The organism is Glutamicibacter sp. B1 (assembly GCF_039602135.1).
GTDB classification, from domain to species: Bacteria; Actinomycetota; Actinomycetes; order Actinomycetales; family Micrococcaceae; genus Glutamicibacter; species Glutamicibacter ectropisis.
Window position 1 is genome coordinate 363,552 of the sequence record NZ_CP125942.1, and the last position, 17,065, is coordinate 380,616.

17 protein-coding genes are annotated in these 17,065 nt (G+C 55.4%); 7 read left to right on the top strand and 10 right to left on the bottom strand.

The annotated features are described in order from the left end of the window. Positions 1-40 precede the first annotated feature (40 nt). Entirely contained in the window at positions 41-841 is an 801-nt protein-coding gene (locus tag QMQ05_RS01710; RefSeq protein ID WP_345472484.1) for a 3-oxoacyl-ACP reductase, read from the top strand. Beyond that, entirely contained in the window at positions 838-2,166 is a 1,329-nt protein-coding gene (locus tag QMQ05_RS01715) for an LLM class flavin-dependent oxidoreductase (RefSeq protein ID WP_345472485.1), read from the top strand. Before QMQ05_RS01710 ends, QMQ05_RS01715 begins: the two co-directional genes overlap by 4 nt. On the opposite strand, the gene fepB is transcribed toward QMQ05_RS01715, so the two are convergent. Next, positions 2,163-3,194, bottom strand: a complete 1,032-nt coding sequence (gene fepB / locus QMQ05_RS01720; RefSeq protein ID WP_345472487.1) for a Fe2+-enterobactin ABC transporter substrate-binding protein — start codon at positions 3,192-3,194, stop codon at positions 2,163-2,165. The genes QMQ05_RS01715 and fepB overlap by 4 nt on opposite strands. Before the next feature lie 215 nt (positions 3,195-3,409). Beyond that, complete coding sequence (locus tag QMQ05_RS01725; protein ID WP_345472488.1) at positions 3,410-4,576, bottom strand: siderophore-interacting protein; 1,167 nt, start codon at positions 4,574-4,576, stop codon at positions 3,410-3,412. Positions 4,577-4,782: 206 nt separating this feature from the next. Here QMQ05_RS01725 and QMQ05_RS01730 point away from each other — a divergent pair, with 206 nt between their 5' ends. From QMQ05_RS01730 to QMQ05_RS01740, 3 genes are all read left to right on the top strand, one after another. After that, entirely contained in the window at positions 4,783-5,130 is a 348-nt protein-coding gene (locus QMQ05_RS01730; protein ID WP_334121101.1) for a zinc ribbon domain-containing protein YjdM, read from the top strand. Positions 5,131-5,287: 157 nt separating this feature from the next. Beyond that, positions 5,288-6,670, top strand: coding sequence for an FAD-dependent oxidoreductase (locus QMQ05_RS01735; RefSeq protein ID WP_345472491.1), 1,383 nt, complete (start codon positions 5,288-5,290; stop codon positions 6,668-6,670). Between the two features lie 48 nt (positions 6,671-6,718). Then, positions 6,719-6,850 carry a hypothetical protein gene (locus tag QMQ05_RS01740; protein ID WP_334121103.1) on the top strand — a complete coding sequence of 44 codons (132 nt, stop codon included), beginning with the start codon at positions 6,719-6,721 and terminating at the stop codon, positions 6,848-6,850. On the opposite strand, the gene QMQ05_RS01745 is transcribed toward QMQ05_RS01740, so the two are convergent. The 5 genes from QMQ05_RS01745 to purS all read right to left on the bottom strand — a co-directional run bounded on the left by QMQ05_RS01745 (position 6,847) and on the right by purS (position 12,067). Next, positions 6,847-7,497 carry an NADPH-dependent F420 reductase gene (locus QMQ05_RS01745; RefSeq protein WP_345472493.1) on the bottom strand — a complete coding sequence of 217 codons (651 nt, stop codon included), beginning with the start codon at positions 7,495-7,497 and terminating at the stop codon, positions 6,847-6,849. The genes QMQ05_RS01740 and QMQ05_RS01745 overlap by 4 nt on opposite strands. 20 nt (positions 7,498-7,517) lie before the next feature. Next, positions 7,518-8,576: an LLM class flavin-dependent oxidoreductase gene (locus QMQ05_RS01750; protein WP_345472495.1), complete on the bottom strand. Its 1,059-nt coding sequence runs from the start codon at positions 8,574-8,576 to the stop codon at positions 7,518-7,520. Positions 8,577-8,751: 175 nt separating this feature from the next. Beyond that, positions 8,752-11,067 (bottom strand): phosphoribosylformylglycinamidine synthase subunit PurL, encoded by a 2,316-nt coding sequence (purL, locus tag QMQ05_RS01755; RefSeq protein WP_345472497.1) that lies wholly within the window; start codon positions 11,065-11,067, stop codon positions 8,752-8,754. After that, positions 11,064-11,816 (bottom strand): phosphoribosylformylglycinamidine synthase subunit PurQ, encoded by a 753-nt coding sequence (purQ, locus tag QMQ05_RS01760; protein ID WP_058256160.1) that lies wholly within the window; start codon positions 11,814-11,816, stop codon positions 11,064-11,066. The genes purL and purQ overlap by 4 nt, the downstream gene beginning before the upstream one ends. Then, complete coding sequence (gene purS / locus QMQ05_RS01765; protein ID WP_058256161.1) at positions 11,816-12,067, bottom strand: phosphoribosylformylglycinamidine synthase subunit PurS; 252 nt, start codon at positions 12,065-12,067, stop codon at positions 11,816-11,818. The genes purQ and purS overlap by 1 nt, the downstream gene beginning before the upstream one ends. A 220-nt stretch (positions 12,068-12,287) precedes the next feature. On the opposite strand from purS, the gene QMQ05_RS01770 reads away from it, so the two are divergent. Further along, the gene (locus QMQ05_RS01770; RefSeq protein ID WP_345472500.1) at positions 12,288-12,698 is read left to right on the top strand and encodes a YchJ family protein; all 411 of its coding nucleotides are present in this window, start codon (positions 12,288-12,290) and stop codon (positions 12,696-12,698) included. A gap of 3 nt (positions 12,699-12,701) precedes the next feature. Here the strand turns inward: QMQ05_RS01770 and QMQ05_RS01775 are convergent, their stop codons facing one another. Further along, positions 12,702-13,679 carry an ankyrin repeat domain-containing protein gene (locus QMQ05_RS01775; RefSeq protein ID WP_345472501.1) on the bottom strand — a complete coding sequence of 326 codons (978 nt, stop codon included), beginning with the start codon at positions 13,677-13,679 and terminating at the stop codon, positions 12,702-12,704. Between the two features lie 179 nt (positions 13,680-13,858). Between QMQ05_RS01775 and rlmC the strand changes: the two genes are divergently transcribed. Further along, on the top strand, positions 13,859-14,989 hold the full coding sequence (gene rlmC, locus QMQ05_RS01780; protein ID WP_345472502.1) for a 23S rRNA (uracil(747)-C(5))-methyltransferase RlmC: 1,131 nt from the start codon (positions 13,859-13,861) through the stop codon (positions 14,987-14,989). Here the strand turns inward: rlmC and QMQ05_RS01785 are convergent. Next, complete coding sequence (locus tag QMQ05_RS01785; RefSeq protein WP_345474593.1) at positions 14,986-16,563, bottom strand: cation:proton antiporter; 1,578 nt, start codon at positions 16,561-16,563, stop codon at positions 14,986-14,988. The two genes, rlmC and QMQ05_RS01785, sit on opposite strands and share 4 nt — an antisense overlap. A 50-nt stretch (positions 16,564-16,613) precedes the next feature. Beyond that, positions 16,614-17,057, bottom strand: a complete 444-nt coding sequence (locus QMQ05_RS01790) for a hypothetical protein (protein WP_345472504.1) — start codon at positions 17,055-17,057, stop codon at positions 16,614-16,616. Positions 17,058-17,065: the final 8 nt, after the last annotated feature.

Here is a 17,065-nt window from a genome sequence, read left to right on the forward strand (position 1 = left end):
CTACTTCTCCTTCGCCAACAGACGCCAAGGAGTTCACACGATGAGCACGGACACTCAAACAACGACCCACCCTATTTCCCTGCCATTGGAAGAACAAGTAGTTCTGATCACCGGCGGTGCCCGGGGACTTGGCGCAGCCATCAGCAATGCTTTCCTCGGTGCTGGCGCGAAAGTTGTAATCAACTACAACACCTCGGCGCAGGCCGCTGAAGAGCTCGTTGCGCGTTATCCGCAGCATGCCCTCGCTATTCAGGCCGATGTCCGTGACGAAGCAGGACTGAAGGCAATGGTTGCTGAAGCGAAGGAACACTTCGACGCGCCAGTAACAACACTGGTGAATAACGCCTTGGTAGATTTCTCCTTTAATGGAGATGCCCGTTCCACCGCGGACGCCATTTCGTCCGAGGAACTCAGTGCACAATTTGCTGGCTCGGTGCTGGCCCCGGTGGCCGCCATTCAATCCGTACTTCCAGGAATGCGTGAAGTTGGTTTTGGACGCATCATCAATATCGGAACCAATCTGTTCCAGCACCCAGTGGTTCCCTACCATGACTACACGGCTACCAAGGCAGCGTTATTGTCCTTGACGCGAACCTTTGCCGATGACCTTGGGCCGGAAGGAATCAACGTCAACATGGTCTCCGGTGGACTATTGCGTACCACGGATGCTTCAGCAGCGACTCCGGAAGCAGTATTTGACCTGATTGCTTCAGGAACCCCCTTGCGTCGAGTGACCACTCCCGAAGAATTATCCGATGCCGTGCTGTTCTTTGCTTCCCCGCTCTCTCGTGGTGTGACGGGACAGAACCTGATTGTTGATGGCGGGTTGGTGAAAGGTTGAGCCAGAAGAAACAAGTTCACCTGAATCTATTTATTTACGGCACAGGCCACCACCAGGCCGCTTGGCGAGCCGAAGAGTCGGCTGCCGAAAAGCTCTCCGAAGCCCAGTACTACATCAATCTTGCTCAGATCGCTGAGCAGGGTTTGCTGGATGCAGTGTTCTTTGCAGATGGGCAAGCTGTGTCGCCCGAAGCAGCGCAAGCAGGACCCACCTGGTTCTTTGAACCTGTGACCCTGTTGTCGGCGATCAGCCAATGCACGAGGAACATCGGGTTGGTCTGCACCATTTCTGCGAGCTTTTATTCACCTTTTCATGCCGCGCGTATGCTCGGAAGCCTGCAACATCTCTCCCAAGGGCGGGCCGGGATTAACGTGGCGACGAGCATGTGGGACACCGAAGCTCAGAACCATTCGCTGACGGAATTGCCGGCCCACGCTCAACGTTATGCCAGAGCTACCGAGTTCATCGATGTCTTACGTCAGCTGTGGGAATCTTATCCGCACCAAGCAGTTCAGATTGACCGGGCTGGCGATTTCACAATCGCGAATCAACTTCAAGAGATCAATCATGAAGGTCAGCACTTCTCGGTGCGCGGACCGTTAAACATGCCTAACTCTGAACACGGAGAACCAGTCCTTTTCCAGGCAGGATCTTCGCCCGCGGGACGTGAATTGGCAGCGACTCATGCCGAGGCAATATATTCAGTAGCCGCGGATCAGCAGATGGCTGCAGAATTTGCTCAGGATATTTCTGAACGCACCAGTGCTTTGGGCAACCAGAGGTCGCGGGCATTGATCATGCCGGGATTGGTGACTTATGTGGGGCGTACGCTCGAAGAAGCCAAAGCAAAACAACGTGAGCTCAACGAGTTACTGCCGGTTGAGGATGCATTACGCCAGCTTGGCGTATTCCTGCAACAAGACACGAGCCTGTGGCCACTCGATGAGCCTGTTCCAGCGCTGCCACCCTTGGCAGAATTCACCGGACCGGCAGGGCGGTACACCACGATCTTGCGACTCATCGAATTGCATCAACCTACCGTTCGAGAGCTCTTGGGCTTGTTGGCCGCTGGGGGAGGACACTGCACGATGGTGGGGACCCCGGAAATGATTGTGGACGAGATGGAAGATTGGCTAGACAGTGGGGCTGCAGATGGGTTTAACCTGATGCCGCCTTCTCTGCCTGGATCTTTAGAAGACTTTATTGACTTAGTGATTCCAGAACTACAGCGGCGTGGACGATTCCGTACCCGTTACGAATCAACTACGTTGCGTGGCAATCTTGGTCTGACTGTTCCGCAAGAAACGGTGCTTGCGCCTAGCTAATTTTGCGGTTGTGCTGCCGGAATTAAACCGGGGAAGTCATTTTCAAAGTAATCCAGAATCTTTTGTGTGGAATAGAAATCTAAGAGAAATGACTCTTGTAGTGCAAACACATTGCCGCCGCGAATGGACGGCAACAGTCCAAGCGAAGTATCTGTGGTGAACTGTTCAACGGCTTCGGAATCCGAAGCGAGCAAGAAGGCCACATCTCCTGACACGGACTTTGCTAGCCCGGCGTAACTGGTGAACGCGAAGTCTTCTCGTTCTTGGGCGGAAGTATCAAATTCTTTGGGCGGATCCGCAACGGTGAAGCCCAGCGCCTCGAAAAGTTGTGCGTGTGGACCGGTGCTTTGGGCTATCGGAGAGATATTTCCTTGATGGTAGGAAAGGATTGATGCTGTGGTGCCGGCCGGGATCGACAAGGAACGTTTCAAGCCGGCTACACGCCGGTTGATGATGGCGTTATTGCTTGCGGCAGCTTCCTCTGTGCCAGTGGCTTTGGCTAGATCTGCGCTGAGTGCTGTCCACTTCTCTTCGGTGTAATCGACCAATAACGTTGGTGCGATGTCCTTCAGCTGTTCAAGATGAACCAATGCGGAATCGGCGCCTGAGGCCGAGACAATGATCAAATCAGGCTTGCTGTCGCGGATAGCTTCAAGATCAAAATTTCCAATTTCGTAGAGTGCGTCCACCGAGCGTTTTGAAGCAACTTTGGCCCATTGACTCAAGTAACCGTGCTTTTCCGTAGCAGGGCTTTGCGGCGCTACTGCCGTGGCGATAACTGGGGCGTTAAGGGCCAGCAAGGATCCTGTCGCCGATACTGAAGTTGAGACGATGCGCTGAGGCTTGGCTGGGATCTTGATGAGATCCCCGGTCTCGTCGGTGACCACTCGCGGCCAGTCGTTACTCTCAACGGTGGCAGTGCTGACTTCACGTGCTTCCGGATTTGCCGTTGAATTGCAGGCGCCCAACGAAAATGTCAGAAGACAAATCAGCATGGAGGCCACGATTTTCGGCTTGCTTGGACGCACTGAGAGTTTCTCCTAGGGCAGGCTCATTTCACGAACTGATCCAGACTATTTCAGATCCTTAGGGGAATGCTAACTACGCTTCAACGCGAAATTTACGGCTGACTTGGTTATGTTTTGGCGGAAAACTGCCGAATACGTGCTGGAGATCATCGAAAAGAAGCAACGATGAGTGCCGTTCTAGCTTTGTTGAGCCCCTTACTTCAGGACCAATGGGTCTAGCTGTGCAACCTGTTTTCTCGCAAGGTCCAGTATGAGGAGATATGTGATGCATGCTTGTTTAGGTGCCAGTATTCGGTGATCCGGTGAATAGCTTTAATCGTGGATCTTTCGGCATGGGCAATGACTCCCACTTGCCCTGCTGGAAGTGGGAGCGCTTGGAGCGCAACGGGAAGCACGTTGCTTTTGCCAGCGGGGACTTGATCACGAGGGAGCCACCGTAAAACAACGCCTTCTGGATGTTTCACGTCAAACATTGCGTTTTCGTCGGCCACTTCCAACAGTGCTACGCCCGAGGCGCTTGACGGTAAGGCCTCCAAAATTTTGGCGATGGCAGGAAGCCCCGCTTCATCGGCGGCAAGAACGTAATAGCTGGCAGTGAGCGAGAGCGAAGATTTGCTACGCGCCGGTGAGATCACTATCGGGTCTCCTGGCTGTGCATTTCCTGCCCAATGTCCAACGGTTCCTGGCGACCCATGGATGACAAAATCTATGGCCAGCTCATTAAGTGTGGGGTCGACCCAGCGAATGGTATAGGACTTTGAGCGAGGCATCTGTTCTCGAGGCAAACGATGGCGCAGGGCTCGCAGATCATAAGGTGGGACGAGGCCCAACGCGGGGTCAGCGACGACAACTTTGACGTACTCATCGAGGGCAGCGTTGGAGCGATATCCATCAAGATTCGGAGCGCTGGCGATGAGCCGCACCATTTGGTCGTTGAGCCGTTCTACCCTCGTGATGGTCAATATATGCTGCTCAACCTTGGTGCGCGGCGTATCCAACAATCCTAGTGCTGGCGAGTACTTTGTCAGTGGTTCTTCAGTGACGGTCGGCGGTAGGGCCGGAGGCATCGTTGGTGAAGATGAGCCTGATGCATGATGGTGATGAGCGAAGGATGTGCGGAGTGTTTTATCTAAAACTTTGCGCGCAGCAACCAGTGCGGCTGCTGAACCAGCGCGTTGTGCGGCGGCCAGTAGTTCATCGGTTTCTTGCTCATTGAGGAATTGGCCGGATCCGATGGTTCGATACAGTTCTTCCTTGGCCGCTGCGTACCCAGCTTTCGCTCCCGCCTTCTCGGCCATGGCTAAAACTTCTAATACGAGGCCTTCTTTTGGAGAGGCAGAGAACTGTGCTCCGTAGCCGCGGTGCTTGTGGTGCTTAGACATGGTTTGCCCCTTAGCTTCGCTGTCGTGAGAATCAGCTCTTTAGCCTGAGTATGGGCGAAACAGGGCGAGCAAAACAAGTGGTTTTAAAGCAAGCTACTGGGTTTGTGGAAGAGGTGGAAGGCAGAGTGCTTGACTGATTTTCGTGGAGGCTATTCGATATTCGATTCATTCGACAATGTCAGTGAGGAGTAACTAAAATTAGCCGCATGTCTGATTCTTTGCCGCCGTGCCCTCAGTGCTCCAGCGAGTACACCTATGAACTCGATGCTTTGTTGGTCTGCCCAGAATGCGCTCATGAATGGAACGCAGAAGCCGAAGCGTCGGAACCGAGCGAAACCGTCATCAAGGATGCCGTCGGCAACGTCCTGCAGGATGGTGATACCGTGAGCATCACCAAGACCATGAAGGTCAAGGGCGCACAGAGCGCCTTGAAGGCCGGCACCAAGGTGCGCAATATTCGTTTGACTCCTGGCTCTGGTGATCACGATATCGCGGCCAAGGTCGACGGCTTCGGACAGATGGAACTGAAGTCTTCTATCGTCAAGAAGATCTAATCAATAAAGCTAATTGCTAACTGCAGCCCGCTCTCTATAAGGAGGCGGGCTGTTTCTGACTTAAAGCCACGTGTGACCGCGCAGTTCGTGATTGACTTGCGCCTTTAATAAGGGGCAGACTCAACTTGGACGGTATGACACCAGCGAGGGGACGAACGTGGGCACTGATAAGGCAATTGACAAGCTCGACACCATCGTCATCGGTTGGGGCAAAGGCGGCAAAACACTGGCAGGTGTTTTGGCACGTGCTGGCGAAAAGGTAGCCATCGTTGAACAGTCCGCACAAATGTATGGCGGCACCTGTATCAATATTGGATGTGTTCCCACCAAGACGCTGATTCATGATGCTGAGCAAGTCGGTGGTGGCGAGCCAGATCCTCAACGATTTGAACGTGCCGTGCAGCGTCGAGATGATCTGACCGCGATGCTGCGAGCCAAAAATTATTCGATGCTCAATGACCTGGAATCGACGCTGGTAATTACCGGGCATGCTAGCTTTATTGACCCTAAAACTATCGTGGTGCGCACCGAACAAGAAGAGCTAGAACTGAGCGCGGAACGCATCATTATTAATACCGGAGCACAACCTGCCATTCCGAAAATTGAGGGTGCGCAGATCACCGGCCGAGTCCATGATTCCACTAGCATTCAGCATGCGCCATTGCCTGCCTCCCTTATTGTTGTGGGTGGCGGATACGTAGGTGTCGAGTTCGCTTCAATGTTTGGCCAGTTTGGCAGTAAAGTCACGGTGCTAGATCGCGGGCAACGGGCGCTATCCAAAGAAGATGCCGACGTGGCCGCCGAAGTGCAGTCCTGCCTTGAAGACGCCAACGTAACGATCCTTAGCCATGCGCAGGTGAACGAGATTTCCCAAGATGATTCTTCGGCAACAGTCAGTTTTGAAGTGGATGGAGAACGCCAGCAACTTTCTGCTGAGGCCGTACTCGTAGCTTTGGGGCGCACTCCAGCAACTGATGGACTGAACCTGCAGGCCGCCGGAGTTCAGACTGGTGAGCGAGGCGAAATCGTGGTGGATGAATTCTTAGCCACGAACGTTGAAGGAATTTACGCGCTGGGCGACGTGAGAGGCGGCCAGCAGTTTACCTACGTCTCCCTTGATGACCACCGAGTGCTGGCCAACCATCTACTGGGCGATGGAACTCGTAGCATTCGAGATCGAGAAGCCGTGCCCTATACGATTTTCTGCACACCGCCGCTGTCAAGGGTAGGGCTGAGCGAAGATCAGGCACGGGCTGAAGGTCGGGATATCAAGATCGCAGTGAAGAAGGCCGCGGCCGTTGCCGCAATGCCGCGTCCTAAGATCGTTGGTGACCCGCGAGGCATCATCAAATTTGTGGTCGACGCGCACAGCGACCAGATCCTGGGTGCGGCACTCATGCATGTCGATTCCCAGGAAGTGATCAACCTGGTGGCAATGGCTATCAGGGTAAAAATGACCGCAACCCAATTGAAAGACCAGATCTTCACCCATCCATCCTCTACGGAAGCGATCAACGAGGTGCTCGGCGAGCTGCGGTAGGGCGAAGCTGCAGGCTCGATTCCTGCTCGTCAGGTGCACGAAACACTCATGGCTGTTTTGAACTCCAACTGGGCCGCTGTTGCACCGAGTGATCAGTGGGAGACTGCCGTGGAATCAGGCACTTCCTTGGCGGGGGATAACCTCATTGAATCTGCGGCACGTGGTCGCACTACTGCCTAAGCAGAGGTGGTTACGCTGGCCGAACTGATCAGTTCGGCCAGCTGTGCCCGCGGCTGGTTCGCGCCAAAAGCTGGTTGCCCTGGCTGCAGGCGCATGCCTTCGGCGAGGCTGCCAATGACTAATGGATCAAAACCGAAGGCATCGATGAGAGCAGCAACCTGCTGTACGTCTGCGACATCGTTCCCGGCCACCGCAATGGCCTTGCGTGCGGCACCGGCTGGGCGAGCTTCTTCCTCTAGGTCGTGATAACCCATGTGGTTGAACGCCTTGACGACACGTGATGCTGGAAGGAAATCCTGAATGAGTTCGCTGGTGGAGACTGCCGGTCCATTGAGATCTTCACGAATCCCATCGGTCTCCCACCAATAGTTCATCGCATCAATTACCAGCTTGCCCGACAATTGCTCAGTAGGAATGCTCTGATACTTACCTAAAGGCAGGGCCAAGATGACGATGTCCGCTTCACTGGCAGCTGTCATTGCATCAACTGCCACGGCACCCGGGGTCAGGATCTCGATAGTCAACGCAATGGCGCTGGGATCACCAGATCCTGCGATGAGAACCTCGTGGCCTGCCTTGATAGCTAGCCGTGCCAGCGCGGTACCAATTTTTCCGGCGCCAAGAATGCCTATTGTCAGCTGTTCCATGATCTTTCCTTCGTGGGTGCTTATCGCGTTGCGGTGGCGGTCTGCTCGGCGAGCATTTCTCTTACCAGTGGAATGACCTTGTTTCCGTAAAGCTCAACGGCATGCAGTCGCGCGCCAGCTTCTACTGCGCCGCCAGTGTAGATCAGATCAAAGCGGCCGATATCCAAGGTTTTGATGGTCTGAGCAATCTTGCGGGCGACAGTTTCCGGGGAGCCAATATAGAGCGAACCTTCACTGGCTTCGTGTTCAAACTCTTCACGGCTCATCGCAGGCCATCCGCGCGTTGCGCCGATCCGATCGCGCTGGGCCTTGTAAGCATCAAACATGTACTTGCGAGCGAGCTCATCAGTGTCGGCTACGAAACCGGGGGAGTGCAGGCCTACCGGAGTGCTTTGATGGCCGAACTGTTCATTGGCCCGGCGGTAAAGGTCTATATACGGTGCAAAGCGTTCTGGTGAGCCACCGATCACGGCCAGCATCATGCGGAAGCCATAGTGTGCTGTACGGATGACTGATTGCGGGGATCCTCCAACGCCGACCCACGTGCGAAGCCGTCCGGACTCAGTCTTCGGAAAGACATTCATGTCCACTAAGCTGGCACGTTTGCTGCCGTGCCACGTTACAGGTTTCTCATCGAGCAGCTTGTGGAACAGGTCAATTTTCTCGTCAAAGAGTATTTCGTAGTCGGACATGTCATAACCGAAAAGTGGGAAAGATTCGGTGAAAGAACCACGCCCCAGCATGACTTCGGCACGTCCATTGGAAAGTGCATCAACAGTAGCGAAGCGCTGGTAGACGCGTACCGGATCGTCTGAGGATAATACTGTCACCCCGGAGCTGAGACGGATGTTTTCGGTAGCGGTGGCAATGCCCGCCAACACCGTTTCGGGGCTGGAAATCGCATACTCGGGACGATGGTGTTCACCAACTGCAATGACGTCTACACCTGCCTGGTCTGCGACGATCGCTTCTTGCACGGTGGCGCGGATTGCTTGTGCCTGAGTTACTAAGTGTCCCGCTGAGCTGGGTACATCGCCAAAAGTGTCGATACCAAATTCGATATTCTCGATGGCGGTCATGACCACTGCCTCCAATAAATTAAGCTGATGCGTCAATCATGACTCACTTATGTTGACGTGTCAACTATATTGGGGATGGGTTAACTAACGGATGAAACCCTGCCGATGAATCGAAGACACAAAAACGGTGGCCCTCCTCATCGAGGAGAACCACCGTTTTAGCTTGACTTAGTGCTTAGCCGAAGTACTTCTTCATGGTGCCTTCGTTGGCTTCGCGAAGCTCCTGCACCGAAACGGTGAATTCGCCCTGAACCTCCAACGAACCGGACTGTGCATCAACGATACCCAGGCGAGCCACGGTGACACCGCGAGCGCTGGTCATATCGTTGAAACGAACCTCTTCGCTGCGTGGAACTGCAACCACTGCGCGAGCCTGAGTCTCGGAGAACAGTGCGGTGAAGGAATCAACACCGTCACGATCCTTGATCTCATCCAGTGCCACGCGAGCGCCAACGCCAAAGCGCAGAACCATCTCGGACAGGGCTGCCGCCAGGCCGCCTTCGGAGAGATCGTGGGCAGCGTCGATCATGCCGTCGCGGCTGGCGTTGATCAAGATCGCGCCCAGTTCCTTTTCAGCAGCCAGGTCAACTACTGGTGGAACGCCACCGAGGTGACCACGCAGGTTAGCGAACTCGGAGCCATCCAACTCATCCTTGGTGGTACCGATCAGGTAGATCGCCTGACCGTCAGCTTCTTCACGCCATCCCGAAGGGGTGCGGCGAGCGACGTCATCGAACTTACCCAGGGTGGCAACCACTGGGGTTGGGTGGATCGCCTTGTCGCCGGTCTGGTTGTACAGCGAAACGTTACCGCCGGTCACCGGAACACCAAGCTCCATGCAAGCATCGGAGAGGCCGCGGATACCCTCGGCCAGCTGCCACATGACATCTGGATCCTCAGGGGAACCGTAGTTCAGGCAGTCAGAGACCGCTGCTGGGATGGCGCCGGAGGTGGCAACGTTACGGTAGGACTCGGCCAGAGCCAACTGGGCACCGGCGTATGGGTCCAAGTAGGTGTAACGACCGTTGGCATCGGTAGCGATGGCCACGCCCAAACCGGTGGACTCGTCGATACGGACCACACCGGAATCATCCGGCGCCGCCAAAGCGGTGTTGCCGCCAACATAACGGTCGTACTGGTTGGTGATCCAGGACTTGTCGCACATATTCGGGCTAGCCATCAGCTCAAGCACGGCAGCCTTGAGCTCATCTCCAGTAGCTGGCAAGTTCTGGCCGGCCGCCGAGGACTTGAAGTTATCAGCCTGCAGGGCATCCTGCCATTCTGGGCGAGCGTACGGGCGATCGTAGACCGGGCCGTCGTGAGCGACGGTCTTCGGATCCACATCCACGATGACCTCACCCTTCCAGGTGATGATCAAGCGGTCGGTGTCGGTCACCTCGCCCAGCCAGGAGTATTCCACGTTCCACTTGGCCATGACTGCCTCGAACGCTTCAACGTTCTCGGGAGTGACCACGGCCATCATGCGTTCCTGGGACTCCGACATCAGGATTTCACCCGGGGTCAGGGTGGAGTCGCGCAGCAGTACGTCGGTCAGCTCGACCTGCATGCCGCCTTCACCGTTGGAAGCCAGCTCACTGGTAGCGCAAGAAATACCTGCGGCGCCCAGATCCTGGATACCCTCAACCAGCGAAGCCTTGAACAGCTCCAAGCAGCACTCGATCAGGACCTTCTCAGCGAAGGGGTCACCGACCTGCACTGCAGGGCGCTTGGAAGGCTTGGTGTCATCGAAGGATTCGGAAGCCAGCACCGAAGCGCCACCGATGCCATCGCCACCGGTGCGTGCACCGAAGAGCACGACCTTATTGCCCACGCCCGAAGCGTTAGCCAGGCGTAGGTCTTCGTGACGCAGTGCGCCAACAGCCAGCGCGTTGACCAGTGGATTGCCCTGGTAGATCGGGTCGAACACGGTTTCGCCACCGATGTTTGGCAGACCCAGCGAGTTGCCGTAGCCACCGATGCCGGAGACGACACCGTGCACCACACGCTGAGAATCTTCGTGGTCGATTGCGCCGAAACGCAGTGGATCCATTACAGCGATCGGGCGGGCGCCCATGGAGATGATGTCACGCACGATGCCACCGATGCCGGTGGCAGCACCCTGGTAGGGCTCAACGTAGGAAGGCGAGTTGTGCGATTCGATCTTGAAGGTCACGGCCCAGCCGTCGCCCAAATCGGTGACACCGGCGTTTTCGCCCATGCCGACCATCAGGTCCTTCTTCATCTCATCGGTAACCTTCTGCCCAAACTGGCGCAGGTGGTTCTTGGTGGACTTGTAGGAGCAGTGCTCAGACCACATCACCGAGTACATTGCCAACTCTGCAGCGGTGGGACGACGGCCCAAGATCTTCACGATCTCGGCGAATTCGTTGTCCTTCAGACCCAGTTCTGCCCAAGGCAGTTCTACATCCGGGGTGCTTGCGGCGTTATCGACGGTGTCGATGTTGAATTCTTTGGTGACTTCCTGGCTCACTTTTTTCCTCCAACAAGGTGGCTCAGAACGCTGGTGAAGAAGGTCAGGCCATCGGTGCCACGGGCATCCGGGCCAAAGCCGACCTCAATGGCATGCTCCGGGTGAGGCATAAGACCCACCACGTTGCCAGCCTTGTTGCTCACGCCTGCGATCGAACGGCGCGAACCATTCGGGTTCCAGCCCACGTAGGAGAACGCAATGCGGTTCTCTGCTTCAAGCTCATCCAGGGTCTTTTCATCAGCCACGTACTGGCCGTCCTGGTTCTTGAGCACGATGGTGATTTCCTGACCAGCGTCAAAACCATTGGTCCACGCGGTCTGGTTGTTTTCCACGCGCAACAGCTGGTCGCGGCAGATGAACTTCAAGTGATCGTTCTTGATCATCGAGCCAGGCAGCAGGTGCGATTCGGTGAGGATCTGGAAACCGTTGCAAATACCCAGAACAGGCAACTTGGCATCGGAGTTCGCAGCGTCAGCGATTTTTGACATCATCGGTGCGAAGCGGGAGATCGCACCAGCGCGCAGGTAGTCGCCGTAGGAGAAGCCACCGGGGATTACCACGGCGTCAACGTCCTGCAGGTCGGTGTCGGCGTGCCACAGGGACACGGCCTCGGCGCCCGCTGCGCGCACAGCGCGGGCAGCATCACGGTCATCGAGGGTGCCCGGGAAGGTCACCACGCCAATGCGTGCTCCTGAAAGTTCAGTCGATGGCGTTGAGTAGTCGCCAATCAGGGGGAGTTCGGTGCTCATTAGTCTTCGACTACCTCGACGTTGACGACATCTTCGATCACCGGGTTGGAAAGCAGGGTTTCTGCTGCCTCGCGAGCCTGGGCGAGGATTTCGTCGGTCACCTCGCCGTCCACGGTGAGTTCAAAGCGCTTGCCCTGGCGGACAGCTTCGAAGGAGGTGAAGCCTAGGCGGGGAAGTGCTCCCGCGATGGCCTTGCCCTGAGGGTCAAGGATTTCTGGCTTGAGCATGACATCTACAACGATGCGGGGCATCCGGCATATCTCCTGTTGGCGAGGTTAAGTTAAATGCCACACGGAGATGCCGTCTCACACCAGGGGGATATGGCGCTCCGCGAGCTTGCCCTACCAGTCTACCCGTGAATGTGATGGGCCAGACGTGCCTGTGCTCGATAGCACCGATATCGCGGGTTATAAGTCATGTGATCTTTGGCTCACGGGGTGCCTGATGCTCTTAGACGAGTATTCTGAAAGCGTGAAAAACTCTAGTCAAACAACCTGTTCTTGCCGGGAACTGGACTCAGTGAAGCTCAGCTACCAAGAATGCTGCCAACCCTTTCATGACGGCCGCGCAGATCAATCGGTGCTTCCAGAAACAGCTGAACAGTTGATGCGTTCTCGCTACAGTGCCTTCGTTGAAGGTTTGGCACCATATTTGCTGGAAACCTGGCATGAGAGTACTCGGCCTCAAGAGTTAGAACTTGATCCGCAGATGCGCTGGATTGGGTTGGAAATCATTAAGACTCGTAGCGGTGGCCCGCAAGCGAGGCGTGGTGTGGTGGAATTTGCGGCGCACTATCTCGATGGGCAACGCGAGGCTCAGCAACATGAGGTCAGCACGTTTGTGCGTGAAGATGGTGCCTGGTTTTATCTTGATGCGCTGTAAAAATTAGCGGTTGCTGGCTGCCTGCAGCATGTTGAGCATTTGACTCTGCTGGCGTTCCCGGGCCAGCTTAAAAGCATCAGCTCCCGTGCGGTCTTTCAACCGTGGGTCTGCGCCATTGGTGATGAGCATCTGGGCGATATTCACCGAGGTGTTGGTGCCCTGACCCAGCACAATCGTTTCGTGCAGTGCCGTCCACCCAAGATCATTGACTTGATCAATGTTGATGTCTGTACGCAGCAGTATCCGCACGGCAGCGACCTGAGAATTTTCGCTAGCAACCGTCAAAGCGGTTCCGCCCATGCGGTTGACCTGATGAATATTGGCCCCCGCTTTAATGAAGGCTTGCAATGCATTGGTTGAGCCGTTGGCGCTGGCTCGCAGGAATGGGGATTCCTGGTAATCGTCTTTAACATTCGGGTCAGAGCCGGCATCCAAAAGTGTTTTGGCGATTTGTTCATTCTTGACGATGACTGCGCGCATGAGCGGGGTTCTACCGGCATCGTCGGTGACGCTCAGATCCGCCCCGTCCTTTAACGCGCTCTTGACGTCTTTGAGGTTGCCGGCGTCGATGGCAGTGAACAGTTTGCGTGAAGCAGCTGGAAGTTCAGAAGTAGCGGAAGGTACCGCCTGAAGCGAGGCACCAGAGGCTGCGCCGGAAGCTAATGGCGAGAGCGTGGACTGGGAAGCAGAAGTACTCGGGGATGCGCTTGATGTAGTGCCGGTTGCGGGAGTGGTCGTGTCGGTTGCTGAGGAATCAACAGTTGATTCTGGCGCAGTTGACGCCTGCGAAGCAGAAGACTTTGGCGTAGCTGCAGTGGTGGTTTTGGTTGCACTACTTGCGGCAGGACTACTACTCGGAGCTTCGAGGGCTTCGGGTGAGGAAGCTGCGCAGCTAGTGCAAGCGCCGATTGCGGCGGCTAACGGAAGCGCTATTAACGCGATGCCACGACGGTGCGTGGAGTGCCCGGTACGAAGTGCCATCTGTCCTTTCGCGGTTTCAACACCCTAACCCCTTTGGGACAAAAGCCAATTGGGGTTTTGCTCGGAAACTTTCGATTTCAATTGTGAGCTTATCTGTTTAAGCTGAAAATTTGCGGTCAATCAGCGTCAAGAGTTCTTGGCGTTCTAAGTCAGATAACTTCGCTAAAATCATAGACACCATGGAATGCCTCTACTTTTCTGCCTCTCGTTGCCGTTCGTGCACACAAATGACGGTTCCCTATGCCCGACAGTTACAAGCAAAAGTTGAGGATTGCCAGAACCTGCTCTCCGACTTTGATTCGCTGAAGTTCCTTCCAGCCCAAGCAAGCAACGAACAAGGGTTCCGCAATAAAGCCAAAATGGTGATTTCCGGGACAACCGAAAATCCCACCATCGGCATCTTGGATACCGAAGGGCACGGAATCGACCTGCGCAATTGCGGCGTCATTGCTCCCACCCTGCGTTCACTGTTGCCGGTGATTGAGCGATTCATCAAAGAGCTAAAGCTGATCCCTTACGACGTACCGAAGCGTAAAGGCGAACTCAAGCATGTGATCCTGACGCTATCGGATACCGGAGCCGTGATGGTTCGGTGGGTACTGCGCACCAAAAAACACTTTGTTGCGCTGCGTGATTCGCTCCCGCAATTTCTTGAACAGTTGCCACACCGTAGCGTTGTCTCGGTGAATTTCCTACCCGAACATAAGGCCGTGTTGGAAGGGGAGGAAGAAATTATTCTGACTCGTCGCACGACCTTGGAATTTGGTCTGAACGGTGTGCCCATGCACCTGCGCCCGCAAGGGTTCTTCCAAACCAATACCGAAATCGCAGCGGCACTGTATCGTCAGGCTCGCCAATGGATCAATGATGTTGACCCGGAGAGCGTGTGGGACCTGTACAGCGGTGTCGGCGGCTTTGCACTCCATTGCGCCGGCGAAAATCGTACTGTGTATGGCATTGAAACCAGCAGCGAAGCAGTGGCAGCAGCACAGACTAGCGCGCAGTCTCTGGATCTGGTTGATGCGCACTTTGTGGCCCAAGACGCTACAGAATTCGCATTGAACGCAGGCTGGGCTCCGGACGCGCTCATCGTCAATCCGCCACGGCGCGGAATTTCTGCGGAGCTCTCAGCATGGCTCAATGATTCCGATATTCAGCACGTGATCTACTCCAGCTGTAACGCAAAGTCCTTAGCACGGGACCTCGAGCGTCTGGGAAACTACACACCACAACTGGCACGCGTGATGGACATGTTCCCCCAGACTGACCACTACGAGGTCATCGTCAAGCTGGAGCGAAAAGCAGCTTAGCGGTCCAGCGTTGCAGTGCGTCGATCGAGGCGGCCGACAATTTCATCGACCAGGTGCGGATCGACATTTGGCTCTCGACGGGCCTTGAGCAATTCATCGCGGGCCGCTTCCAAAGCGATGGCCTGAATCGAATCGGCCTTAGCGATGACCGCACGAATCTGGGTGTATTTCTCATCGGAAATTGCATCGTGCGGATCTGGATCCTTGGCCAGAATTGAGTGCAAAGAATTCATACGGCGGCGGACGGCTTGCTGGTAGTTCTCCGGAAGTTCCTGCAACTCAACGTTCTTACGCAGCGCGGAGAGTGCAACCGCCTCGGCCCGACGAGCTAGCGCACGGCGGGCTCGTTTGGTGTCCTGTTCGTTGTTGCGCAGCTTCAATACGCGCATCAGTGCTGGCAGGGTGAGTCCCGGTACAACTAGCGTGCACAGCAATACGGAGCAGGCCGCCACGACGACAAAGTTGCGTTCTTCGATGACCGTTCCATCGGCTGTGACATGTGGGAGCGCTAGCGCCAGCGCCAAGGTTGCCAATCCGCGCATGCCACACCAGGTCAGTACCAATGCGTCCTTGCGAGCAGGAATCTTTGGCTTATTACGATTCGGCATGTAGTAGGTCCCGAGCATCCACAGGGCACGAACCGCAATGACAACGAAGCAAATCGCGGCGATGCCAGGGATATAGCCGATGAGGTTACTGCCCTCTTCCTGGATGACCTGATTCATCTCGATGCCCATCAGACCAAAGGCCAGACCCGTAGCCAACAGTTCGAGAACTTCCCAGAAGGCTTGACGCGTTAGGCGCTCGGCGGAGTCCTGTGGGCGGTCTCGGCGAACCATTTCTAGTGCGGTCACCACTACAGCGATCACGCCGGAGACGTGGACTTCTTCTGCGATCATGTACACGGCGTAGGGTGCCACGAGGGTGGCTGCACAACGGGCTGCGAGGTTAGGGACAAAGCGGTTTAGTGCACCGATCACCCAACCCATGGCTAGGCCGAGAACAACAGCGCCTGCTGCACCGATCAGGAACTGCGGGATGATTTCCAACCCGACTTCTGAATTATTCACGGTCGCCTGGACAGCCAACTGGAAGATCACAATTGCCATGGCGTCGTTGAATAGGCCTTCGGTCTCCAGCAACGAAGTCAGGCGTCGTGGCATGTTCACCTTGGTGGCGATGGCATCCACGGCTACCGGGTCAGGTGGTGCGACGATGGCGCCCAAGGCCAGCGCCAGTGGGATGGAGACGATGGGTGAAAACGCCAAGGCCGTAGCTGCTACGGTACCGGCGGTCACCACGATCAAGACCACCGCTAGACGGATTAAAGCTTTCCAACGGAACCTGAACACTGACCAACTGCTTCGTTGAGCCGTCGCGAAAAGCAACGGAGGCAAGAAGATGGGCAAGATTAATTCTGGTTCGATATGCATTTCGGGCATGAACGGCAAGAAACCGGCCAGGGTCGCGAAAATGAGCATGAGGATCGGGTACGGCAGTTTGATGCGTTCACCTACGCCAACGATCAGAATAGTAGCGAACAGTAATCCGATAATCAGCAGGAAAAAATCCATAGTCATCTAATAGTAGTTGATTTACCCAACTAAATTGATCATTATTTCGCTCAAAGTCCGCGTGGGAAAAGGAATTCTGCATCATTCCATTGACTGATCAGGCAGCCATTAGAGCGAGAGAATTCGCTATGAATTGCCTGTCCCTTTAAGACGCCGGAAACTTCGGCGCGTTGTGGTCCGCCGTATATTTCGGTGCAGGCGGTACTCGGATCTAGCGTAGGAGTAACGAGGTTAGGGTGTTGATCGAGTTTTTCGCAGGCTTCTGGAGCGTTGGGCAATGTACTTGTCTGACTGGCTTCAGTGCTTAAACATTCCAACGTGTAGCGCGCCGAAATATTACTTCCGTCAGCCTTGATAGTGATCTCTAAAGTGCTCTGAGCCGTTGCCGATGGTTGCGCGGCGCAGGAGGACGTCACCGCAACTAGCAACAGTATGCCGCCGGCAGTGACTGCACGACGTGTACTCCCAATGATGCCCATGCGGCTATTGTGCACTGAGCCAT